The sequence below is a fragment of the Streptomyces sp. NPDC029152 genome (genome assembly GCF_055564355.1).
In genome coordinates, this window is record NZ_JBVHWR010000010.1 from 220,870 (window position 1) to 243,776 (window position 22,907).

The window sequence follows — 22,907 nt, forward strand, 5'->3', positions numbered from 1 at the left end:
TCAGTGCCCTTCCTTCAGTTCACGGTAGGCGGCCACCAGCGCGGCCGTGGAGGGGTCGAGACCGGGCACGTCGGCGCCCTCGGTCAGGGCCGGTTCGACGCGCTTGGCGAGGACCTTGCCGAGTTCGACGCCCCACTGGTCGAAGGAGTCGATGTTCCACACCGCGCCCTGCACGAACACCTTGTGCTCGTACAGCGCGATCAGCTGGCCGAGGACGGAGGGGGTCAGCTCGGGGGCCAGGACGGTCGTGGTGGGGTGGTTGCCGTGGAAGGTGCGGTGCGGCACCTGCTCCTCGGGGACGCCCTCCGCCCGGACCTCTTCGGCGCTCTTGCCGAAGGCGAGGGCCTGGGTCTGGGCGAAGAAGTTGGCCATCAGCAGGTCGTGCTGGGCCTTGAGTTCGTCGCTCAGTTCGGCCACGGGCCGGGCGAAGCCGATGAAGTCCGCCGGGATCAGCTCGGTGCCCTGGTGGATGAGCTGGTAGTAGGCGTGCTGTCCGTTGGTGCCGGGCGTGCCCCACACCACCGGTCCGGTCTGCCAGTCCACCGGGCGGCCCTCGCGGTCCGTCGACTTGCCGTTGGACTCCATGTCGAGCTGCTGGAGGTAGGCGGTGAACTTCGACAGGTAGTGGCTGTAGGGCAGGACCGCGTGCGACTGGGCGCCGTGGAAGTTGCCGTACCAGATGCCCAGCAGGCCCAGGATCAGCGGGGCGTTGTGCTCGGCCTCGGCGTTGCGGAAGTGCTCGTCGACGATGCGGAAGCCGTCGAGCATCTCCCGGAAGCGGTCCGGGCCGATGGCGATCATCAGGGACAGGCCGATGGCGGAGTCGTAGGAGTAGCGTCCGCCGACCCAGTCCCAGAACTCGAACATGTTGGCCGTGTCGATGCCGAAGCCGGCGACCTTCTCGGCGTTGGTCGACAGCGCGACGAAGTGCTGCGCGACCGCCTTCTCGTCGCCGCCCAGCCCCGCCAGCAGCCAGGAGCGCGCCGAGGTGGCGTTGGTGATGGTCTCGATGGTGGTGAACGTCTTGGACGCCACGATGAACAGGGTCTCGGCCGGGTCCAGGTCCCGGACCGCCTCGTGCAGGTCGGAGCCGTCGACGTTGGAGACGAACCGGACGGTGAGCGAGCGGTCGGTGAAGGCGCGCAGCGCCTCGTAGGCCATCGCCGGGCCGAGGTCGGAGCCGCCGATGCCGATGTTGACGACGTTGCGGATGCGCCTGCCGGTGTGACCGGTCCACTCGCCGGAGCGGACCCGGTCCGCGAAGCCGGCCATCTTGTCCAGCACGGCGTGGACCTTGGGGACGACGTTCTCGCCGTCGACCTCGATCGCCGCCTCCCGCGGGGCGCGCAGCGCGGTGTGCAGCACGGCGCGGTCCTCGGTGATGTTGATGCGCTCGCCGCGGAACATGGCGTCACGCAGCCCGAACACGTCGGTCGCGGCCGCCAGCTCCCGCAGCAGACCCAGCGTCTCGTCGGTGACCAGGTGCTTGGAGTAGTCGATGCGCAGGTCACCGACGCGCACGACGTACCGCTCGGCCCGGCCCGGGTCCCGGGCGAACAGCTCGCGCAGGTCCGCACGCGCGAGGGCGCCCGAACGGTGGTCCTTCAGCGCCGTCCACTCGGGCCGGTCGGTGAGCTTGGGGGTGTCAGACATGGACGGGGGTCTCCTTGCCGGCCTCGCCGCGCAGGGCGATGGCGTACATCTCGTCCGCGTCGAGGCGCCTGAGCTCCTCGGCGATGAGTTCGGAAGTGGGGCGGACCTTCAGCGCGAGGGAACGCGGGGGCTGGTCCGGCAGGGTGAGGGTGGCGAGCGGGCCCTCGGGCCGGTCGATGACGATCTCGCCGTTCGCGGTGCCCAGGCGGACCGCCGTGATCACCGGGCCGTCGGTGACCACGCGCTCGACGTCCACGCCGAGGCGCGCCCGGAGCCAGCGGGCCAGCAGCTCGGCGGCCGGGTTGTCGGCCTCGGCCTCGACGGTCGCGGAGGTCACCGGGACCCGGGCCTGGTCCAGGGCGGCGGCCAGCATGGAGCGCCACAGCGTCAGCCGGGTCCAGGCGAGGTCGGTGTCGCCGGGCGCGTAGGAGCGGACCCGCTTCTCCAGGACCTCCATCGGCCGCTCGACGGCGTACAGGTCGGTGATCCGGCGCTGGGCCAGCGCGCCCAGCGGGTCCTTCGCCGGGTTGTCGGGCGCCTCCACCGGCCACCACACGACGACCGGGGCGTCCGGCAGCAGCAGCGGCAGCACGACCGAGTCGGCGTGCTCGGACACCTCGCCGTACATGCGCAGCACGACCGTCTCGCCGGTGCCGGCCTCCGAGCCGACCCGGACCTCGGCGTCGAGGTGCGAGCGGGTGCGGTCGCGCAGGTTGCGGGCGTGCCGCTTGATGACGACCAGGGTGCGCGAGGGGTGCTCGTGCGAGGCCTCCTCGGCGGCCTTCATCGAGTCGTAGGCGTTCTCCTCGTCCGTGACGATCACCATCGTCAGGACCATGCCCACGGCCGGGGTCCCGATGGCGCGGCGGCCCTGCACCAGCGCCTTGTTGACCTTGCTTGCCGTGGTGTCGGTCAGGTCGATCCTCATGGCCTGCGCCAGCTCCGTCCGTCTCGTGCGAGCATCTCGTCGGCTTCCTCGGGTCCCCAGCCGCCCGAGGCGTACTGCGCGGGCCTGCCGTGCGTGGCCCAGTACTCCTCGATCGGGTCGAGGATCCGCCAGGACTCTTCCACTTCCTGGTGACGGGGGAACAGGTTGGCGTCGCCCAGAAGGACGTCCAGGATCAGCCGTTCGTACGCCTCCGGGCTGGACTCCGTGAAGGACTCGCCGTAGGCGAAGTCCATGGACACGTCCCGGATCTCCATCGACGTGCCCGGCACCTTCGAGCCGAACCGGACCGTCATGCCCTCGTCGGGCTGGACGCGGATGACGATCGCGTTCTCGCCCAGCTCCTCCGTCGCGGTGGAGTCGAAGGGGGAGTGCGGCGCCCGCTGGAAGACCACCGCGATCTCGGTGACCCGGCGGCCGAGCCGCTTGCCGGTGCGCAGGTAGAAGGGGACGCCCGCCCAGCGGCGGTTGTCGATGCCCAGCTTGATCGCGGCGTAGGTGTCGGTGGTGGAGGCCGGGTCGATGCCCTCCTCCTCCAGGTAGCCGGGCACCTTCGCGCCGCCCTGCCAGCCGGCCGCGTACTGGCCGCGCACGGTGTGCTCGCCGAGGTCGTCGGGCAGCCGCACCGCCTTCAGCACCTTCAGCTTCTCGGTCAGCAGCGACGGGGCGTCGAAGGAGGCGGGCTCCTCCATCGCGGTCAGGGCGAGCAGCTGGAGCAGGTGGTTCTGGATGACGTCACGGGCGGCGCCGATGCCGTCGTAGTAGCCGGCCCGGCCGCCGATGCCGATGTCCTCGGCCATGGTGATCTGCACGTGGTCCACGTAGGACCGGTTCCAGATCGGCTCGTACATCTGGTTGGCGAAGCGCAGCGCCAGGATGTTCTGGACGGTCTCCTTGCCCAGGTAGTGGTCGATGCGGAAGACCTGCTCCGGGTCGAAGACGTCGTGCACGAGCGCGTTCAGCTCGCAGGCGCTGTCCAGGTCGTGCCCGAACGGCTTCTCGATGACCGCGCGGCGCCAGGAGCCCTCCGGGGCGTCCGCCAGCCCGTGCTTCTTGAGCTGCCGGACGACCTTCGGGAAGAACTTGGGCGGCACGGACAGGTAGAAGGCGTAGTTGCCGCTGGTGCCGCGGGAGGCGTCCAGCTCCTCGACGGCCTTGCGCAGCTGTTCGAACGCCTCGTCGTCGTCGAAGTCGCCGGGGATGAAGCGCATGCCCTCGGCGAGCTGCTGCCAGACCTCCTCGCGGAACGGCGTGCGCGCGTGCTCCTTGACGGCGTCGTGCACGACCTGGGCGAAGTCCTGGTCCTCCCACTCCCGGCGGGCGAAACCGACCAGTGAGAAGCCCGGCGGCAGCAGACCCCGGTTGGCGAGGTCGTACACGGCCGGCATCAGCTTCTTGCGGGACAGGTCGCCGGTGACGCCGAAGATGACCAGACCGGAGGGGCCCGCGATGCGCGGGAGGCGGCGGTCCTGCGGATCGCGCAGGGGATTGCTCCAGTCGAGCGGCGGCACGGGCTCGACGGTGTCTTCGCCCGTCGTTCCGCTCTCCGCCTTCCCGGCGGCAGCGGCCGCGCCGGACTTCTTGGCGGACCGTGCGGACCTGCTCGCCCGGGCGGCCTTGGGAGCCCCGGCGGCCGGCGACGCGTCGGTCTCCTCGGCCGTCGGCGGTCCGGCGGCCTCCCGGGACGCCGTCGCCTCCCCGGCTTCCTTCGTCGCCTTGGTCCCGTGGACCGTCGTAGCGGGAAGCTCCTCGCTCATTCCCCGTCAACTCCCTTGCTGTTGAGGGACTTCGTCACAGCGTCGAGCAGGTCCTGCCAGGCCGCCTCGAACTTGGCGACGCCCTCCTGCTCCAGCTGCTCCACCACCTCGTCGTACGAGATGCCGAGCCGCTCCACGGCCGCGAGGTCCGCCCGGGCCTGGGCGTAACCGCCGGTGACCGTGTCGCCCCGGACGTCACCGTGATCGGCGGCGGCGTCCAGGGTGGCCTCCGGCATCGTGTTCACGGTGCCGGGAGCGACCAGCTCCTCCACGTACAGGGTGTCCCGATATGCGGGGTCCTTCACACCGGTGGACGCCCACAGGGGACGCTGGACGTTGGCCCCGGCGCCGGCGAGGGCGGTGAACCGGTCGCCCGCGAAGACCTCCTCGTACGCCTCGTAGGCCAGTCGCGCGTTGGCCAGCGCCGCCCTGCCCTTCAGGGCGAGGGCCTCGTCCGTGCCCAGCAGCGTCAGCCGCTTGTCGATCTCGCTGTCGACGCGGGAGACGAAGAAGGAGGCCACGGAGTGGATGCCCGACAGGTCGGTCCCGGCCGCCCGCGCCTTCTCCAGTCCGGCGAGGTAGGCGTCCATGACCTCGCGGTAGCGCTCCAGCGAGAAGATCAGCGTGACGTTGACGCTGATGCCGGCGCCGACGACCTCGGTGATCGCCGGGAGACCGGCCTTCGTCGCCGGGATCTTGATCATCACGTTGGGGCGGTCGACCAGCCAGGCCAGCTGCCGGGCCTCGGCGACCGTCGCCGTCGTGTCGTGGGCCAGACGCGGGTCGACCTCGATGGAGACCCGGCCGTCCCGGCCGCCGGTGGCGTCGTACACCGGGCGCAGCACGTCGGCCGCGGCGCGGACGTCGGCCGTGGTCATCATGCGGACCGCCTCGTCGACGGCGACGCCCCGGGTCGCCAGGTCGGCGAGCTGCTCCTCGTAGCCCTCGCCGGAGCCGATGGCGGCCTGGAAGATCGAGGGGTTGGTGGTGACGCCGACGACGTTCTTCGCGCTGATCAGCTCGGCGAGGTTGCCGGACTCGATCCGCCGCCGCGACAGGTCGTCCAGCCAGATGGAGACGCCCGCCTCGGACAGGCGTCGCAGTGCTCCCGCGGTCGCGGTTGCTTCGGTCACAGTGATCATCTTCTCTTTCTGCGGTTCTTCCAGCGTTTCTGCCGCGGCTGCCGCCGCGGCCGGATCCGGACGGCTCAGCCGCGGGCGGCGGCCAGGGACTCCCTGGCGGCGGCGGCCACGTGCTCGGCGGTGAAGCCGTACTCGGTGAACAGGGTCCCCGCGTCGGCGGAGGCGCCGAAGTGCTCCAGGGAGACGATCCGGCCCGCGTCGCCGACGAAGCGGTACCAGGTCAGGCCGATCCCGGCCTCGACGGCCACCCGGGCCCTCACGGACGGCGGCAGCACGCTGTCGCGGTACTCGCGCGGCTGCTCCTCGAACCACTCCACGGACGGCATCGACACCACCCGCGTGGGCGTGCCCTCCGCCTCCAGCGCCTCCCGCGCGGCCACGGCGAGCCGCACCTCGGAGCCGGTGGCGATCAGGACGACGTCCGGGGCGCCGGTGGAGGCCTCCTCCAGGACGTAGCCGCCGCGTGCCGCGTCCGGGTTCGGCTCGTACGTCGGCAGGCCCTGGCGGCTCAGCGCGAGGCCGTGCGGCGCCGGGGCGGTGGAGTGCCGCCTGAGGATCTCCGCCCAGGCGGTCGCGGTCTCGTTGGCGTCGGCCGGGCGGACGACGTTGAGGCCGGGGATGGCGCGCAGTGCGGCCAGGTGCTCCACGGGCTGGTGGGTGGGGCCGTCCTCGCCCAGGCCGATGGAGTCGTGCGTCCACACGTACGTCACCGGAAGCTGCATCAGCGCCGACATCCGCACCGCGTTGCGCATGTAGTCGGAGAACACCAGGAAGGTGCCGCCGTAGACGCGGGTGTTGCCGTGCAGGGCGATGCCGTTCATCTCCGCGGCCATCGAGAACTCGCGGATGCCGAAGTGCACGGTGCGCCCGTAGGGGTCGGCCTCCGGGAGCGGGTTGCCCTCGGGGAGGAAGGAGCTGGTCTTGTCGATGGTCGTGTTGTTGGAGCCGGCCAGGTCGGCGGAGCCGCCCCACAGCTCGGGCAGGACCGGGCCGAGGGCCTGGAGGACCTTGCCGGAGGCGGCGCGGGTGGCGACCGCCTTGCCGGGCTCGAACACCGGCAGCGCGTCCTGCCAGCCCTCGGGCAGGCGGCCCGCGACGACACGGTCGAACAGCCGGGCGCGGTCCGGCTGGGCGCCGCGCCACTTGTCGAGCCGCTTGTCCCAGGCGGCGTGCGCCTCGGCGCCCCGGTCCAGGGCCGCGCGGGTGTGGGCGAGGACGTCGTCGGCGACCTCGAAGGACTTCTCCGGGTCGAAGCCGAGGACGCGCTTGGTGGCGGCGACCTCGTCCTCGCCGAGGGCGGAGCCGTGGGACGCCTCGGTGTTCTGCGCGTTCGGCGCGGGCCAGGCGATGATCGTGCGCATGGCGATGATGGAGGGGCGCCCGGTCTCGGCCTTCGCCGCCGTCAGCGCCGCGTACAGGGCGTGCACGTCCACGTCGCCGTTCCCGGCGGGCTCGATGCGCTGCACGTGCCAGCCGTAGGCCTCGTAGCGCTTCAGCACGTCCTCGGAGAACGCGGTCGCGGTGTCGCCCTCGATGGAGATGTGGTTGTCGTCGTACAGGAAGACCAGGTTGCCGAGCCTCTGGTGCCCGGCGAGGGACGACGCCTCGGCGGAGACGCCCTCCTGGAGGTCGCCGTCGGAGACGATCGCCCAGATCGTGTGGTCGAAGGGGGACTCGCCCGCGGGGGCCTCGGGGTCGAACAGGCCGCGCTCGTAGCGGGCGGCCATCGCCATGCCCACCGCGTTGGCGACGCCCTGGCCCAGCGGGCCGGTCGTCGTCTCCACGCCCGCGGTGTGGCCGTACTCTGGGTGGCCCGGGGTCTTCGAGCCGTGCGTGCGGAACGCCTTGAGGTCGTCCAGCTCCAGCTCGTACCCGGCCAGGTAGAGCTGGGTGTAGAGGGTCAGCGAGGTGTGTCCGGGGGACAGGACGAAGCGGTCACGGCCGGTCCACTCCGGGTCGGCCGGATCGTGCCGCATCACCTTCTGAAAGATCGTGTACGCGGCAGGGGCGAGGGCCATCGCCGTGCCCGGATGGCCGTTGCCCACCTTCTGCACCGCGTCGGCCGCCAGAACGCGGGCGGTGTCGACGGCACGCCGGTCGAGTTCGGTCCATTCGAAGCTGTCCGTGGTCTGCGTGCTCATCTTCAAGAAATCCTCGATCGGAGCGGAATAGCGGGTCTGACGTGTTCGAACTTAAAAGTCTGACTTTTGGGAGTGAAGGTCGTGGTGTGTCAGCCTGTGGTGAAACTGGGACACGCCCCGGCGGCACGGCGCACGGGCGGCACGGCGCGAGAAGGACATGGCGGACGAACACACCCAACACGGCGACGGCGGCGACGGGATCAGAACGTTCCCCTTCCCGGTCGATCTCAGCCTCCTCGGCGTCGGCATGCAGGTCGGCCCCATGGGCACCGGCCGCACCTGGCACGTGCACGCCCCGCTGCACCGCGTGCACCGCATCGACTTCCACGTCGTCATGCTCTTCACCGGCGGACCGGTCCGTCACATGATCGACTTCGCCGAGTACGAGGCGACGGCCGGCGATCTGCTGTGGATCCGTCCCGGCCAGGTCCACCGCTTCTCGCCGGACAGCGAGTACCGCGGAACCGTGCTGACCATGCAGCCCGGCTTCCTGCCCCGCGCGACCGTGGAGGCCACCGGCCTCTACCGCTACGACCTGCCGCCCCTGCTCCACCCCGACGGGGCCCGGCTCGCCGCGCTGACCGCCTCGCTCGACCAGCTGCGACGCGAGTACGAGGACGCCACGACGCTCCCGCTCAGCCTGCACACCGCGGTGCTGCGCCACACGCTCACCGCGTTCCTGCTGCGCCTGGCGCACCTCGCGGCCGGCTCGGCGCACGAGGCGCGGAGGGCGCAGGCTGACACGCCCGGGGACACCACCTTCACGCTCTTCCGGGACGCGGTCGAACGGGACTTCGCCACCAATCACAGCGTCAGCGCCTACGCCGACGCGCTCGGTTACTCCCGCCGCACCCTCGTCCGCGCGGTGCGCGCCGCGACCGGCGAGACGCCCAAGGGCTTCATCGACAAGCGGGTGGTGCTGGAGGCCAAGCGGCTCCTCGCGCACACCGACCTGCCGATCGGCCGGGTCGGGGCGGCGGTCGGCTTCCCGGACGCGGCGAACTTCTCCAAGTTCTTCCAGCAGCACACGGACCAGACGCCGGCGGCGTTCCGGGCGGAGTTGCGCTGAGGCACGGCAAAGGGGCCCCGCGCGCACGCGCGGAGCCCCTCCGTCGGGCGGGTCAGTGCCCGAAACCGAACCAGTTGACGTTCACGAAGTCCGCCGGCTGGCCGCTGGTGAAGGTCAGGTAGACGTCATGGGTGCCGGTGACGGCGGCGATGTTCGCCGGGACCGTCCGCCAGGACTGCCAGCCGCCGGTGCTGCCCACCGCGAAGCTGCCGACCGGCGCACTGCTCCGGCTGTCCAGGCGCACCTCCACCAGGCCGCTGACGCCGGACGCCGCGCCGCTCGCCACCCGTGCGCGGAACTGCGTCGCCGGGGTCGAACCGAAGTTCACGCCCTTGTACCGGACCCAGTCGCCGTTGGCGAGCGCGCCCAGGTTCTGCCCGCCGCCGGTGTCCGAGGTGCTCTCCGTCATCGTGCCGGACTGGGCGTCGTACGACTCGGCCTGGATGGTGCCGTACGCGTCCCGGCTCCCGGTCGGGGGAGGCGTGGTGCCGCCCCCGCCGGACGACAGCACCTGGACGTAGTCCACGAGCATGGGGTGGCCGGGCTGCGTGCCGGCGTCCGGGCCGCCGCCGAAGGCGTTCGGGAAGCCGCCGCCCATCGCCACGTTGAGGATGAGGTAGTAGCCGTGGTTCGTGGCGTTCGCCCACGTCGTCGCGTCGACCTGGTCGGCGCGGACGGTGTGGTAGGTGTTCCCGTCGACGGAGAAGCGGATCTCCTCGACGCTCGCCGAACGGTCCCACTCCACCCGGTAGGTGTGGAAGCCGGCCTGGCACGTGGCCCCGGGGCAGGGCGTGTTGCCGCCGATGCCGCTGGTCTCGTTGCACGGGCCGCCGGGGGAGGTGCCGCAGTGCATCGTGGCCCACACGGTGTTGAGGCCCTGCGTGTTCTCCATGATGTCGATCTCACCGACACCGGGCCAGTTCCAGTAGTTGCCGCGGTAGGGGGCGCCCAGCATCCAGAACGCCGGCCAGTATCCCTTCGCCGCGGCTCCCGTCACGTTCGGGACCTGGATGCGGGCCTCCACGCGCAGTCTGCCGCCGGCCGGGGGCTGGAAGTCGGTGCGCCTCGTCTCGACGCGGCCCGACGTCCAGTTGCCGGCGCCGTCGCGCCGCGGGGTGATGCGCAGGTTGCCGTTGCCGTCCAGGGAGACGTTGTCCGGGCCGGCCGTCATCGTCTCGATCTCGCCGGTGCCCCAGCCGGCGGGGCCGCCGGGGTACGAGGTCCCGGTCGCGTACTGCCAGTTCGAGGTGTTCACGCCGGAGCCGGCGGCGCCGTCGAAGTCGTCGGCGAAGACCTGCGTCCAGCCGGACGGGGGCGGGGGAGCGGAGGCGTTCGCCGACGGGCCGGTGACGGCCGTGGCGGCGGCCGCGAGGGCGAGCGTGCCGACGACGGCCACCAGGGCACGGCGCAGCGGCCGCCGTCTGTCGAAGGTGCCGGAAGGTTCTCTCATGTGGGGGTGCCTCTCGGTGTGCGGGAGCGGTGAGCACGAACGCCCCCGAGACGCGCACGGGGGCGTGAGAGCGCTCTCAGAGTGCGCCCAATGTGCTCTCCGGTCCTCCGGTCGTCAAGAGATGAACCCGAGAAAGTCCTTCTACCGCAGAGGAGTTCATCCTGCGAAGGGCCGACGGAAGGCCGTCGTGCGCCCGCGGGGCCCGGTGGCAGGGGTCAGGCGCCCGCGAGCGCGCTGCCGGCCTTCCACTTCTTCCACGACAGGTTCCAGCCGTTCAGGCCGTTGGCCGGGTCGACGGTCCGCTCGCCGGAGTTCTTCACGACCACCACGTCGCCGAGCCGGGAGCCCGTGTAGAAGGCGTGGCCCGCCGTGGCCTCGTCGTCCCCGCCCTTGGCGTCGTGCAGGCCGATGCAGCCGTGCGTGCTATTGCTGTGCCCGAAGACCGAGGCGGACGTCCAGTAGTTGCCGTGGATGAAGGTGCCCGACGTGGTCAGGCGCTGGGCGTGCGGCACGTCCGGGATGTCGTACTCGTGGCCGAGTCCGACCGTCGAGGACTCCATCCGGGTCTCCTCCAGCCGCTCGCTGATCACCATGATCCCGGACCAGGTGGTGTGGTCCGCGTCCCCGCCCGTGACCGGGTAGGTGGCGACCGTCCTGCCGTCCTGCTCGACGGTCATCCGCTTCTTGGCCAGGTCGACGGTGCTGACCCGCGCGCGGCCGACCGTGAAGACGATGTCCTGCGACTGGGTGCCGTGGACTCCGGCGGCGGCCCGCACGCCCGCCAGGCGCAGGCGGACGGTGACCGTCGTGCCGGGCGCCCAGTACTTCTCGGGGCGGAAGTCGAGCCGGGTGTCGCCGAACCAGTGACCGGCCACCTCGACGCCCGGGTCGGCGGTGACCCTGATCGCCCGCTCGACCGCGGCCTTGTCCGTCACGGCGTGCGAGAAGGTGATCGACACCGGCATGCCCACGCCGTACGTGCCGCCGGCCTCGGGGGTGACGGAGGCCTTCAGCGTCTTCCCGGTGGTGGCGGCGGGGGTTCCCGCGGCCGCCCGCGCCGGGCCGCCGCCCAGGCCGGTCAGCGCCGCCGCGACCGGCGCGGCGCCGAGCGCGGCGAGCACCCTGCGTCGGGACCACCCGGTCTGCCGGTCGTCCCGGTCGGGTATGTGGGGGGTGCTCACGGCATGCGGCCTTTCTGCGGGGGGTCGGCGGAATGAGTGCAGTATGCACCGTATATCTGGGCCGTCCCTGTGTGTGCCTGTCGGCGGGCTGAGGCGCCTGTGAGAAATGTGGCAGAAAGGGACGGGTGCGCGGCCGGTGGCTCTCGGTGACGGGCGGTCGCGGGGCGCTCTTCCGCCCCGGGAAGGGCGCCCTCCGCGGTCCGGGCCCCCACCGCCCCGAGGGGGAGCCGGGGTCCGGCCGCCCGCCGTCGTCCGGCCGCCGTCCCAGGGCCCGCGAGACCCCCGCGCCGCCTCCGGGGCACCTGCCGGGGGCGTTCGGGCACGGGGGCACGACCGCCCGCGGCTGTGCCGACGGGGCCGGTGGGTGACGGGGGCGTGCCATGATCGGCGGCAGGCCGAAGGGCGTACGAGGAGGGCACGGACGTGAGGCTGACGATTCTGGGCGGCGGCGGGTTCCGGGTGCCGCTCGTGTACGGGGCGCTCCTCGCGGACCGCGCCGAAGGACGCGTGACCCAGGTCGTGCTGCACGACCCGGACGCCGACCGGCTCTCCGCGGTGACCCGGGTGCTGGCCGAGCAGGCCGCCGGGGTGCCGGACGCCCCCGGGGTGACCGCCACGACCGACCTCGACGAGGCGCTGCGCGGCGCCGACTTCGTGTTCTCCGCGATCCGCGTCGGCGGCCTCCGGGGCCGCGCGGACGACGAACGGGTCGCCCTGGCCGAAGGCGTCCTCGGCCAGGAGACGGTCGGCGCGGGCGGCATCGCGTACGGGCTGCGCACCGTCCCGGTCGCCGTCGACATCGCCCGCCGCGTGGCCCGGCTCGCACCGGACGCCTGGGTCATCAACTTCACCAACCCGGCCGGTCTGGTCACCGAGGCCATGTCCCGGCACCTCGGCGACCGCGTCATCGGCATCTGCGACTCCCCCGTCGGCCTCGGCCGCCGCATCGCGCGCGTCCTGGGCGCCGACCCGGAGGAGGCGTGGATCGACTACGTCGGCCTCAACCACCTCGGCTGGGTCCGCGGCCTGCGCGTCGCCGGCCGCGACCAGCTCCCGCGCCTGCTCGCCGACCCCGCGCTGCTCGGCTCCTTCGAGGAGGGCCGGCTCTTCGGCACCGAGTGGCTCCGCTCGCTGGGCGCCGTCCCCAACGAGTACCTGCACTACTACTACTTCAACCGGGAGGCCGTGCGCGCCTACCAGGAGGCGGAACGGACCCGCGGCGCGTTCCTGCGCGACCAGCAGGCCCGCTTCTACGAGGAGATGCGCCGCCCCGGCACCCCGGCCCTCGCCGCCTGGGAGCGCACCCGCGCCGAACGCGAGGCCACCTACATGGCCGAGAACCGGGAAGCGGCCGGCGCCGGGGAGCGCGAGGCCGACGACCTGTCCGGCGGCTACGAGAAGGTGGCCCTGGCACTGATGCGGGCCGTCGCCCGCAACGAACGCACGGTCCTGATCCTCAACGTCCGCAACCGCGGCACCCTGTCGGTCCTCGACCCCGAGGCCGTGATCGAGGTCCCGTGCGTGGTCGACGCGAGCGGCGCGCACCCCGTGGCCGTGGATCCGTTGCCGGGGCACGCCACCGGTCTGGTCTGCGCGGTCAAGGCCGTCGAGCGGGAGGTGCTGGCGGCGGCCGAGACCGGCTCGCGCGCCACGGCCGTCAAGGCCTTCGCCCTGCACCCGCTCGTCGACTCGGTGAACGTCGCCCGTCGCCTCGTCGACGGCTACACGGCCGTGCACCCCGCTCTCGCCTACCTCAGGTAGCCCGCGCCCCCGCGTCCGGGGCGCGGACCACGACGGGCCGGGCGCCGGGATTTGCCGCGGCCGGCCACGGCGGAGGGGTTCTCCGCGTAAGGTGCTGGTCGAGTCGGACGCGTACGCGGGAGTGCGCGCTCGCCGCCCCTCGCGGTTCACGGGCACGACGAGGCGGGAGGGGACGCCGGGACGACCTCACCCCGTCCCGCCCACGCCCTCCAGGAAGGAACCGGCCCGGTGATCGAGGACCTGCTGCCCGACACGGTCGTCGCCGTGGAGACCCACGACCTGGACGACGCCGGGCACTCGCCCCTCCACCCCGAGGAGGAGGCCCTCGTCGAGCGCGCCGTCGACAAACGGCGCCGCGAGTTCACCGTCGTCCGGTCCTGCGCCCGCCGGGCCATGCGGAAGCTCGGCGTGCCCCCGCGGCCCGTCCTGCCCGGCCAGCGCGGCGCACCGCGCTGGCCGGACGGCCTGGTGGGCAGCATGACCCACTGCGACGGCTACTGCGCCGCGGCCCTGGCCCGCGCCACCGATCTGGCCTCCCTCGGCATCGACGCCGAACCCGACGGGCCGCTGCCCGCGGGCGTCCTGCCCGCCGTCTCCCTCCCCGTCGAGGCGGAGCGGCTGCGCCGCCTCGATGCGGAACGCCCCGGCGTGCACTGGGAGCGGCTGCTGTTCAGCGCCAAGGAGTCCGTGTACAAGGCGTGGTTCCCCCTCACCGGGCAGTGGCTGGACTTCGCGGAGGCCGACATCGAGATCTCCGTGGACCCCGACGACGGCCGCCGCGGCACACTGCGCGCCACGCTCCTGGTGCCGGGGCCGACGGTGGGCGGGCGCCGGCTGACCCACTTCGGGGGCCACTGGACCGCGCGCCGGGGCCTGGTCGCCACGGCGATCACGGTCCCGCACGCCTGACGCGCGCCCGGGGCGGAAGCCGGTCCCCGGCGCCCGGCCGAGCCCCGGCGGGCGACCGTCAGGGGCGCGGACACCAGCTCCCCAGCAGCCGGAAGAAGGCCTCCTCGTTCCCGGCCAGATCCGCGGCCCCGAGCGCCCGGTCGGCCTCGGCGAGCACGGAGGGCGGGACGACGGGCGGGCCGGCCGCCGCGTCGAAACCGGCCTGGACGGTGTGCAGCAGGCGCAGGTAGGCCTGGACGGCGGTGCGCTCGCGGTCGGTCGGCACGGCGGTGGTCATCGGTCGGCTCTCCCCACGACGGCGTCGGCGGTCACGCGCCCCCGCACCGCGGCGGCACTCCCACCAGCTTGCCGCCCGCCACTGACAATCCCGCCGGGCCGCACCCCGTCCCGGCCGCCCCGCCGGCCGGATGGCCCGGCGAGGCCCACGGCTCACGACTCGGGCCGCGTCACGCTCTCCAGGAGCATGTCCAGCCACTCGGCGACCTTGTCGCGGTGCTGGTCGGTGGGCAGCTGGGCGGCCCGCCAGGCGATCCCCCGCACGCCGTGGTCCTGCAGCAGCCGCTCCAGCGGGTCGTCGGCGGCACCCGCGGCCGCCCGCTCGCGGTCGGCGAGCCGCTGGAGCAGCTCCTGCTCGGTGTGCTGCAGGGCGTTCGCGAGCGCCTCGGGGTCCTCGGCGGTGAGGAAGCCGGCGTGCACGCGGAAGAAGCGCTGGATGGCGTCGCAGTGCTCCATGGTGGGCCGCCGGTCGCCGTTGATGAGGGCGCCCGCCTGCTGCCGGGACATGCCGGCGCCGTCCGCGATCTCCTGCTGGGTGTACTTGCGGCCGTTGGGCTTGAGCCGGGTGCGGCGCAACAGGTCCAGCCGCTGCACGAACCGTGCCTGCACATCGGGCTCGCCCGCGGGCCGGCCGCTCAGCAGGGCCCCCACCACCGGTTCGGGGACGCCGGAGGCGGCGGAGAGGGCGCCGACGTCGAAGACCTCGTCGTGCGCCACGCCGAGCCGGTCCGCGAGTGCGGTGACGCGGGCGACCACGGCCGGCAGCGCGGCCGTCGGCTTGGCCCCCGGACCCTCGAAGCCACCCGTCACCGACAGATCTCCTACGTCTCTCACAGGCCTCACAGGCTTCTCACAAGCGGCAGCCGAGAACTTCCCGGAGAGTAACCTGCCGTTCGAACCCACATCCAGGCATCGCCACAACTGTGGCCTATTTCAGCCGTCAACAGGCACGGAATGCCACGATAGTTGACACACCTCGCGTGGAGCAGCAGGATCGGGACGCCGCGAGAAGGCCGCATAGGCAAGAGGGGTGACCTCCCGATGGCATTTCAGGCAGGAGGGCAGCGGCCGGCACCGCGGCCCGCCCCCTCGACCCCCGACGCCCAGGCGTATCTCCAGGACTACGCCGCCCTCCTGGAGGCCGTCCCCTTCCCCTCCCTCGTCGTCGACCACCGCTGGGACGTGGTCCTCGCCAACGGCGCCTTCCGGACACTCTTCGGGGGCGCGGGGCCGCACCCGACGGCCATGCCGGACGACAACTTCCTCCGGTTCGTCCTCTTCCACCCGGACGCGTCCGCGGTGCTCGCGGACCACGAGACGAGCTGGTGCCTGCCCATGCTGGCGCAGTTCGCCGCCGCCATGGAGAAGCACGGGCACGACGCCGGGCTCCAGGCGGTCCGCCGGGACATCGCCCAGGACCCGATCATGGAGGCCGCCTACCGGCAGGGCCTGCCGCACTGGGTCCGCGCCGTCGGGGAGGAGGCCGTCGAGCACGACGGCGCCGTACGGCCGCTGCACCACCCCGATCCGCGCCGGGGCGCCACCGAGTGCCGGGTCGTCGTCGAGACCCCCAGGTCGCTGGGGGAACTGGGCTACACCCGGCTGACGCTGGTCCTGCGCGAGTCGCGCCGCACCCCGCAGCGGTCCGGCCGGACCCGGCGCCCCGCCACCCACCTGAGGGTGGTCCCCGCGACGGACTGAGCGCGCCGGCGCCGGGCCGGGCGAGTCCCGGGAAGGCCGTTGCGGCACTGTTCCCACGCCGTGTGATGTGTGACATGGTACTGGCGTGATCGAGTCGCCGACCTGCGATGTCGTAGTGGTCGGGGCCGGAATGGTGGGCGCCGCCTGTGCGTGGTACGCCGCCCGTGCCGGGCTCGACGTGACGGTGGTGGACCGCGGACCGGTGGCCGGCGGCACCACGGGAGCGGGGGAGGGCAACCTCCTGGTCTCCGACAAGGAACCCGGCCCCGAGCTCGAACTCGCCCTGTTCTCCGGCGGCTTGTGGAGCGCACTGGCCGAGGACCTGGGCCGGGCGGCCGAGTACGAACCCAAGGGCGGTCTCGTCGTCGCCACCACCGCCGGGGAGCTGGCCGGCCTGGAGGCCCTCGCCGCGGGCCAGCGGGCGGCCGGCGTGGAGGCGGTGGGCGTCCCCGCGGACCGGCTGCACGACCTCGAACCCCACCTCGCCCCCGGCCTCGCGGGCGCCGTGCACTACCCGCAGGACGCCCAGGTCATGCCGGCCCTGGCCGCGGCCCACCTGCTGCGGGCGTCGGGGGCCCGGCTGCACACCGGCCGCACGGTGACCGGCGTGCTGCGCGGCCCCGGCGGCGCCGTGCGCGGGGTGCGCACCGACCGGGGCGACCTGCACGCCCCGGCGGTCGTCAACGCGGCCGGCCCCTGGGGCGGCGAGGTGGCGGCCCTGGCCGGGGTGCGGCTGCCGGTCCTGCCCAGGCGGGGACACGTCCTGGTCACCGAGCCGCTGCCGCGCCGGGTACGGCACAAGGTGTACGCCGCGGACTACGTCGCCGACGTCGCCAGCGACTCGGCGGACCTGCAGACCTCCCCGGTGGTGGAGGGCACCGCCGCGGGCCCCGTCCTCATCGGCGCCAGCCGCGAGCGGGTCGGCTTCGACCGGTCGGTGTCGCTCCCGGCGCTGCGGGCGCTGGCGGCCGGCGCGACGCGCCTGTTCCCGTTCCTCGCCGGGGTGCGGGCCGTGCGGACGTACGCCGGTTTCCGGCCGTACCTGCCCGACCACCTGCCCGCGATCGGCCCCGACCCGCGGGCGCCCGGTCTCCTGCACGCCTGCGGTCACGAGGGCGCGGGAATCGGCCTGTCCACCGGCACCGGGCACCTGATCGCCCAGGTCCTGCGCGGCGAACGGCCCGCCCTCGACCTCGCCCCGTTCCGCCCCGACCGCTTCGCCGAGGAGGCCGCGTGAACCCTCACCGCCGAGAAGGGCGTACGAACCCGCTCCGTCTGGCCCGCGCCCGGCCCGGCCCCGCCGGCACGGTCACCTTCGACGGCCGCGAGATCGAGGCGCTGCCCGGCCGGACGGTCGCCGCCGTGCTCTGGGCGGCCGGCGTCACCTCCTGGCGCACCACCCGGGGCGCCGGCCGCCCCCGCGGGGTGTTCTGCGGCATCGGCGTGTGCTTCGACTGCCTGGTCACGGTCAACGGCCGTCCCAACCAGCGGGCCTGCCTGGTTCCCGCGCGGCCGGGCGACGTGATCCGCACCCAGGAGGGGACCGGGCGTGAGGACTGAACTCGCGGTGGTCGGCGCGGGGCCCGCCGGGCTCGCGGCGGCGCTGGCGGCGGCCGCGAGGGGCGTGCGCGTCACGGTGGTGGACGGGGCGGCGGAGCCGGGCGGGCAGTTCTACCGGCAGCCCGCCCCCGGACTGGGCGCCCGGCGCCCCCGGGCCCTGCACCACGGGTGGCGCACCTGGGAGCGGCTGCGGGACGGACTCGCCGCCGGTGACGCACGCGTCCTGACGAGCCATCAGGTGTGGTTCGTCGAGCGGCGCTCCGGCGCCTTCACCGTGCACGCGCTGCGCGGACCCGGCGAGGACGAGCCGGTCGCCGTGCACGCCGACGCCGTCCTGCTCGCCACCGGCGGGTACGAGTACGTCCTGCCCTTCCCCGGCTGGACCCTGCCCGGCGTCCTCACGGCCGGGGGCGCCCAGGCCATGCTCAAGGGCGCCCTGGTGGTGCCGGGCCGGACCGCCGTCGTCGCCGGCACCGGGCCGCTGCTGCTGCCCGTGGCGACCGGACTCGCGGCGGCCGGCGTGCGGGTGGCGGCGCTCGTCGAGTCGGCCGCACCGGAGCGGGTCGCCCGCCACGCCCGCGCCCTGGCCGGCAGGCTCCCCGAGGGCGCCGGGTACGCCGCCCGGCTGCTGCGCCACCGCGTCCGCACGCTCGCCCGGCACGCCGTCGTCCGCGCCCACGGCGACGACCGGCTGACCGGCGTCACCGTCGCCGCCCTCGACGCCGACGGCCACGCCCGGCCCGGCACCGAGCGGCACCTGCCCTGCGACACCCTGGCCGTCGGCCACGGCATGCTCCCGCACACCGACCTCGCCGACGGTCTCGGCTGCCGCCCGGACGGCACGTCGGTGGCCGTCGACGCCGAGCAGCGCACCAGTGTGCCGGGGGTGTGGGCGGCGGGGGAGGCCACCGGCGTCGGCGGCGCGGGCCTCGCGCTCGCCGAGGGGCACATCGCCGGACGCTCGATCGCCGCCCGGCTGCGGGGCACGGCGCCCGACCCGGCGGGCTGGGCGCCGGCCGCCCGGACGCGCGAGGCGCTGCGGACCTCCGCCGCCGCCCTCGCCGCCGCCTTCGCCCCGCCCGCGCACTGGACCGAACGCGTCACCGACGCCACCGTCGTCTGCCGCTGCGAGGAGGTCACGGCCGGTGCCGTCCGCGAGGCCGTCGGCGGACTCGGCGCAGGCGACGTCCGCACCGTGAAGCTGCTGACCCGGGCCGGGATGGGCTGGTGCCAGGGGCGGATGTGCGCCCCTGCCGTCGCCGGCCTCACCGGCTGCGGACCCGCCCCGTCCCGGCGGCCCTTCGCCTGCCCCGTGCCCCTCGGCGTCCTGGCCCGGCCCGAGCCGAACCCCCCGGAGGAAGGACACCCATGAGCGACCACCGTCCCTGGCGCGGCGTTCTCGTCGCCACCGCGCTCCCGCTGACCGACGACCTCCGCGTCGACCACGACGCCTACGCCGAGCACTGCTCCTGGCTGGTGGCGAACGGCTGCGACGGCGTCGTCCCCAACGGCTCCCTCGGCGAGTACCAGGTGCTCACCCCCGAGGAGCGGACCCGGGTCGTCGAGACCGCCGTCGCCGCGGTCGGCGGGGAACGGGTGATGCCGGGTGTCGCCGCCTACGGGTCCGCCGAGGCCCGCCGCTGGGCCGAGCAGGCCCGGGAGGCGGGCTGCGGCGCGGTCATGCTCCTGCCGCCCAACGCCTACCGCGCCGACGAACGGTCCGTCGTCGCCCACTACGCCGAGGTGGCACGGGCCGGCCTGCCCGTCGTCGCCTACAACAACCCCGTCGACACCAAGGTCGACCTGGTGCCCGAACTGCTCGCCCGGCTGCACGGCGAGGGACACATCCGGGGCGTCAAGGAGTTCTCCGGCGACGTCCGCCGCGCGTACCGCATCGCCGAACTCGCCCCGGAACTAGACCTGCTGGCCGGCGCCGACGACGTCCTGCTGGAGCTGGTGATCGCGGGCGCGAAGGGCTGGGTCGCCGGCTGCCCCAACGCCCTGCCCGCCTCCTGCGCCGAGCTGTACCGCGCCGCGACGGCCGGCGACCTGGTCACCGCACAGCGGCTGTACCGGCAGCTGCACCCGCTGCTGCGCTGGGACTCCCGGGTGGAGTTCGTCCAGGCGATCAAGTCCTCCATGGACGTCGCGGGCCGCCACGGCGGCGCCTGCCGCCCGCCGCGCGTACCGCTGCTGCCCGAGCAGGAGGCCGCCGTCCGCGCCGCCACCGAGAAGGCCCTCGCGGCCGGACTGTCGTAGGGAGCCCCATGCGCAGCAGACTCGTCCTGCACGCCGTCGACTCGCACACCGAGGGCATGCCCACCCGCGTGATCACCGGCGGGATCGGCACCATCCCCGGCGCGACCATGAACGAACGGCGGCTGTACTTCCGCGAACACCGCGACGACGTCAAGCGGCTGCTGATGAACGAGCCGCGCGGGCACTCCGCCATGAGCGGCGCGATCCTCCAGCCGCCCACCCGGCCCGACTGCGACTGGGGCGTCGTCTACATCGAGGTCTCCGGCTACCTCCCCATGTGCGGCCACGGCACGATCGGGGTGGCGACCGTCCTCGTGGAGACCGGCATGGTCGAGGTGACCGAACCCGTCACCACCATCCGCCTCGACACCCCCGCCGGCCCCGTCGTCGCCGAGGTGGCCGTCCAGGGCGGCGCGGCGAAGGCCGTGACGCTGCGCAACGTGCCGTCCTTCGCCGTCGCCCTCGACCGCGAGGCGACCCTGCCCGACGGCCGGACGGTCACGTACGACCTCGCCTACGGCGGCAACTTCTACGCCATCCTGCCGCTGGAACGGTTCGGGCTGCCCTTCGACCGCTCCCGCAAGGACGACATCCTCGCCGCCGGCCTGGCGCTCATGGACGCCATCAACGCCGAGGGCGAGCCGGTCCACCCCGAGGATCCGTCCATCCACGGCTGCCACCACGTCCAGGTGACCGCGCCCGGCGCCACCGCCCGCCACTCCCGGCACGCCATGGTGATCCACCCCGGCTGGTTCGACCGCTCGCCCTGCGGCACCGGCACCAGCGCCCGCATGGCCCAGCTGCACGCCCGCGGCGAACTCCCGCCGGCCACCGAGTTCGTGAACGAGTCCTTCATCGGCACCCGGTTCACCGGCCGGCTGCTCGGCACGACCGAGGTCGCCGGGCACCCGGCCGTCCTGCCCAGCTTCACCGGCCGCGCCTGGATCACCGGCACCGCCCAGTACCTGCTGGACCCGGAGGACCCCTTCCCGGCGGGCTTCGTCCTGTGAACGCCGTCGGCACGGGCACCGGTCCGTCCCTGCCCCACCTGGGAGGCCGCAGAACCAGCCACCGGGAACGGGTCGCCGACGCGCTGCGGGCCGCGCTGATCGCCGGTGAACTGCGGCCCGGCGAGGTGTACTCGGCGCCCGGCCTCGCCGCCCGCTTCGGCGTCTCCGCCACGCCGGTGCGCGAGGCGCTGCTCGACCTCGCCAAGGAGGGGCTGGTCGACACCGTCCCCAACAAGGGTTTCCGGGTCACCGCCGTCTCCGACCGGCAGCTCGACGAGTACACCCACATCCGCTCGCTCATCGAGATCCCGACCACCGCCGCCCTGGCCGGCACCGCCGGCCCGGCCGCCCTGGAGGCGCTCCGCCCGGTCGCCGAGGAGATCGTCGCGGCCGCGGTGGCCGGCGACCTCGTCGCGTACGTCGAGGCCGACCTGCGCTTCCACCTCGGCCTGCTCGCCCTGGCGGGCAACGGGCACCTGGTGGAGGTCGTACGGGACCTGCGCCGGCGCTCCCGGCTGTACGGGCTGACGGCGCTGGTGGCGCAGGGGCGGCTGGAGGCGTCGGCCCGGGAGCACCTGGAGATCCTCGACGCGCTGCTCGCCCGGGACGAACGGGCGGTGCGGGAGGTGATGACCCGGCACCTCGGGCACGTACGGGGCCTGTGGGCCGGCGCATGACGCGGCACACGTCACCGCGCCAGCTCCCTGTGCGCCGTCTCCGGCAGCCGCAGGTACACCAGTGAGGACAGCAGGCACAGTACGGCGACGTACCAGGGGAAGAGCCCGGAGTGGCCCAGTTCCTTGAACAGCGTGCCCACGTACGGGGCCGTGCCGCCGAACAGGGCGACGGTGAGCGAGTAGGGGAAGCCGATGCCGGCCGCGCGCACCCGGGGCGGGAAGATCTCGGCGTTGACGGCCGCGCTGATCGAGGTGAAGCCCGTCAGCAGGACCATGCCGGCGCACTGCACCAGCAGCAGCACGGCGAACGAGTCGCGCAGGGTGTGCAGCAGCGGCACGCTCAGCAGGGCGAACCCCACGCCGAAGAAGAGCAGCAGGGGGCGGCGGCCGAAGCGGTCGGAGAGCAGGCCGCCGAGCGGCTGGAGCAGCCCGAAGAAGGCCAGCGAGATCGTGCCGGCGAGCAGCGCGTCCGACTTGTCCAGCCCGGCTTCGAGTTCGGCGTAGGTAGGCAGGTACGAGGTCCAGGTGTAGTAGGCGATCGTGCCGCCCGCCGTGATGCCGCAGATCAGCAGCGACTCGCGCGGATGACGGCGCAGCGCCTCGAACAGCCCGGGGCGCGGCGCCCGTCGCTGCTCGGCGCTGCGGGTCTCCTGGGCGCCCTGCCGGATCCAGAAGCCGACCAGGCTGAGCACGGCCCCGAACACGAACGGCACCCGCCAGCCCCAGCCGTTCATCCGCTCCTCGCTCAGCGTGTCCACCAGCAGGGTCGCGACGCCGGACGCGACGAGCTGTCCGGCGGTCGTCGAGACGTACTGGAAACTGGAGAACAGACCGCGCCGGCCGGGCCCCGCCGACTCCACCAGGAAGGTCGTCGACGCCGCGAACTCGCCGCCCACCGAGAGCCCCTGGAGCAGCCGCGCGACGACCAGCACCACCGGGGCCAGCACCCCGGCCGCCGCGTACGTCGGGGTCAGCCCGACCAGCAGGCTGCTGCCGCCCATCAGCAGGATGGTGACCGTCAGCGCGGCGCGTCGTCCGCGCCGGTCGGCGATCGCGCCCATCAGCAGTCCGCCGACGGGCCGCATGAAGAAGCCCACCGCGAACACCGCGAACGTGGACAGCAGCGGCACCAGCGAGTCGTCCGCGCTCCTCGGGAAGACCTGGTCGGCGATGTAGGTGGCCAGGAACGTGTAGGCGTACCAGTCGTACCACTCCACGGCGTTGCCCACCGAGGCGGCGAGGAGCTGGCGTACGGGCCGTCGGGTCGGCGGGGAATCCGTGTGCATGCCTGTCATGGTCGCGACCATCCCCGCCCGGCGGGCCCGGCACACTCCCCGTACCGACGACTTTCACATCAGCGCCACCGGACCCTTCCCTGACGTTTGGTGCTCCTGGAACACTCCTTTCGCGCGCAT

At 73.7% G+C, this 22,907-nt stretch carries 20 protein-coding genes; 10 read left to right on the forward strand and 10 right to left on the reverse strand.

Annotated features, from left to right (window positions below; translation table 11 throughout):
• From pgi to tkt, 5 genes are all read right to left on the reverse strand, one after another.
• Positions 1-1,653, reverse strand: a complete 1,653-nt coding sequence (gene pgi / locus ACZ4V6_RS22345; RefSeq protein WP_467830086.1) for a glucose-6-phosphate isomerase — start codon at positions 1,651-1,653, stop codon at positions 1-3.
• Positions 1,646-2,581, reverse strand: coding sequence for a glucose-6-phosphate dehydrogenase assembly protein OpcA (gene opcA / locus ACZ4V6_RS22350; protein ID WP_467830089.1), 936 nt, complete (start codon positions 2,579-2,581; stop codon positions 1,646-1,648). The genes pgi and opcA overlap by 8 nt, the downstream gene beginning before the upstream one ends.
• Positions 2,578-4,356 (reverse strand): glucose-6-phosphate dehydrogenase, encoded by a 1,779-nt coding sequence (gene zwf, locus ACZ4V6_RS22355; RefSeq protein WP_467830092.1) that lies wholly within the window; start codon positions 4,354-4,356, stop codon positions 2,578-2,580. Before zwf ends, opcA begins: the two co-directional genes overlap by 4 nt.
• Positions 4,353-5,498: a transaldolase gene (gene tal, locus ACZ4V6_RS22360; protein ID WP_467830094.1), complete on the reverse strand. Its 1,146-nt coding sequence runs from the start codon at positions 5,496-5,498 to the stop codon at positions 4,353-4,355. Before tal ends, zwf begins: the two co-directional genes overlap by 4 nt.
• A gap of 65 nt (positions 5,499-5,563) precedes the next feature.
• Positions 5,564-7,639 carry a transketolase gene (gene tkt, locus ACZ4V6_RS22365; RefSeq protein WP_467830097.1) on the reverse strand — a complete coding sequence of 692 codons (2,076 nt, stop codon included), beginning with the start codon at positions 7,637-7,639 and terminating at the stop codon, positions 5,564-5,566.
• A gap of 157 nt (positions 7,640-7,796) precedes the next feature.
• Here tkt and ACZ4V6_RS22370 point away from each other — a divergent pair, with 157 nt between their 5' ends.
• Positions 7,797-8,708, forward strand: a complete 912-nt coding sequence (locus ACZ4V6_RS22370) for a helix-turn-helix transcriptional regulator (RefSeq protein ID WP_467830099.1) — start codon at positions 7,797-7,799, stop codon at positions 8,706-8,708.
• 52 nt (positions 8,709-8,760) lie between these two features.
• On the opposite strand, the gene ACZ4V6_RS22375 is transcribed toward ACZ4V6_RS22370, so the two are convergent.
• Together ACZ4V6_RS22375 and ACZ4V6_RS22380 are read right to left on the reverse strand one after the other, a co-directional pair.
• Positions 8,761-10,158 carry a glycoside hydrolase family 16 protein gene (locus ACZ4V6_RS22375; RefSeq protein WP_467830102.1) on the reverse strand — a complete coding sequence of 466 codons (1,398 nt, stop codon included), beginning with the start codon at positions 10,156-10,158 and terminating at the stop codon, positions 8,761-8,763.
• Between the two features lie 215 nt (positions 10,159-10,373).
• Positions 10,374-11,339: a L,D-transpeptidase gene (locus ACZ4V6_RS22380; protein ID WP_467830105.1), complete on the reverse strand. Its 966-nt coding sequence runs from the start codon at positions 11,337-11,339 to the stop codon at positions 10,374-10,376.
• A gap of 423 nt (positions 11,340-11,762) precedes the next feature.
• Between ACZ4V6_RS22380 and ACZ4V6_RS22385 the strand changes: the two genes are divergently transcribed.
• On the forward strand, positions 11,763-13,100 hold the full coding sequence (locus ACZ4V6_RS22385; RefSeq protein ID WP_467830108.1) for a 6-phospho-beta-glucosidase: 1,338 nt from the start codon (positions 11,763-11,765) through the stop codon (positions 13,098-13,100).
• Between the two features lie 228 nt (positions 13,101-13,328).
• On the forward strand, positions 13,329-14,009 hold the full coding sequence (locus ACZ4V6_RS22390; RefSeq protein WP_467830110.1) for a 4'-phosphopantetheinyl transferase family protein: 681 nt from the start codon (positions 13,329-13,331) through the stop codon (positions 14,007-14,009).
• A gap of 58 nt (positions 14,010-14,067) precedes the next feature.
• Here ACZ4V6_RS22390 and ACZ4V6_RS22395 read toward each other — a convergent pair whose 3' ends face one another.
• Positions 14,068-14,286, reverse strand: coding sequence for a hypothetical protein (locus ACZ4V6_RS22395; protein ID WP_467830113.1), 219 nt, complete (start codon positions 14,284-14,286; stop codon positions 14,068-14,070).
• A gap of 152 nt (positions 14,287-14,438) precedes the next feature.
• The gene (locus tag ACZ4V6_RS22400; protein WP_467830115.1) at positions 14,439-15,095 is read right to left on the reverse strand and encodes a helix-turn-helix domain-containing protein; all 657 of its coding nucleotides are present in this window, start codon (positions 15,093-15,095) and stop codon (positions 14,439-14,441) included.
• A 231-nt stretch (positions 15,096-15,326) separates the two neighbouring features.
• Here ACZ4V6_RS22400 and ACZ4V6_RS22405 point away from each other — a divergent pair, with 231 nt between their 5' ends.
• From ACZ4V6_RS22405 to ACZ4V6_RS22435, 7 genes are all read left to right on the forward strand, one after another.
• Positions 15,327-15,986 (forward strand): MmyB family transcriptional regulator, encoded by a 660-nt coding sequence (locus ACZ4V6_RS22405; protein WP_467830118.1) that lies wholly within the window; start codon positions 15,327-15,329, stop codon positions 15,984-15,986.
• Between the two features lie 85 nt (positions 15,987-16,071).
• On the forward strand, positions 16,072-17,223 hold the full coding sequence (locus tag ACZ4V6_RS22410; protein WP_467830121.1) for an NAD(P)/FAD-dependent oxidoreductase: 1,152 nt from the start codon (positions 16,072-16,074) through the stop codon (positions 17,221-17,223).
• A complete protein-coding gene (locus ACZ4V6_RS22415; RefSeq protein ID WP_467830123.1) occupies positions 17,220-17,546 on the forward strand; it encodes a (2Fe-2S)-binding protein in 327 nt (108 codons plus the stop codon). Before ACZ4V6_RS22410 ends, ACZ4V6_RS22415 begins: the two co-directional genes overlap by 4 nt.
• A complete protein-coding gene (locus ACZ4V6_RS22420; RefSeq protein ID WP_467830126.1) occupies positions 17,536-18,918 on the forward strand; it encodes an FAD/NAD(P)-dependent oxidoreductase in 1,383 nt (460 codons plus the stop codon). The genes ACZ4V6_RS22415 and ACZ4V6_RS22420 overlap by 11 nt, the downstream gene beginning before the upstream one ends.
• Positions 18,915-19,805 (forward strand): dihydrodipicolinate synthase family protein, encoded by an 891-nt coding sequence (locus ACZ4V6_RS22425; protein ID WP_467830128.1) that lies wholly within the window; start codon positions 18,915-18,917, stop codon positions 19,803-19,805. Before ACZ4V6_RS22420 ends, ACZ4V6_RS22425 begins: the two co-directional genes overlap by 4 nt.
• Positions 19,806-19,813: 8 nt before the next feature.
• Positions 19,814-20,815 (forward strand): proline racemase family protein, encoded by a 1,002-nt coding sequence (locus tag ACZ4V6_RS22430; protein ID WP_467830130.1) that lies wholly within the window; start codon positions 19,814-19,816, stop codon positions 20,813-20,815.
• Complete coding sequence (locus ACZ4V6_RS22435) at positions 20,812-21,492, forward strand: GntR family transcriptional regulator (protein ID WP_467830133.1); 681 nt, start codon at positions 20,812-20,814, stop codon at positions 21,490-21,492. Before ACZ4V6_RS22430 ends, ACZ4V6_RS22435 begins: the two co-directional genes overlap by 4 nt.
• A gap of 11 nt (positions 21,493-21,503) precedes the next feature.
• Here the strand turns inward: ACZ4V6_RS22435 and ACZ4V6_RS22440 are convergent, their stop codons facing one another.
• Complete coding sequence (locus ACZ4V6_RS22440) at positions 21,504-22,799, reverse strand: MFS transporter (protein ID WP_467830135.1); 1,296 nt, start codon at positions 22,797-22,799, stop codon at positions 21,504-21,506.
• Between the last annotated feature and the right edge of the window lie 108 nt (positions 22,800-22,907).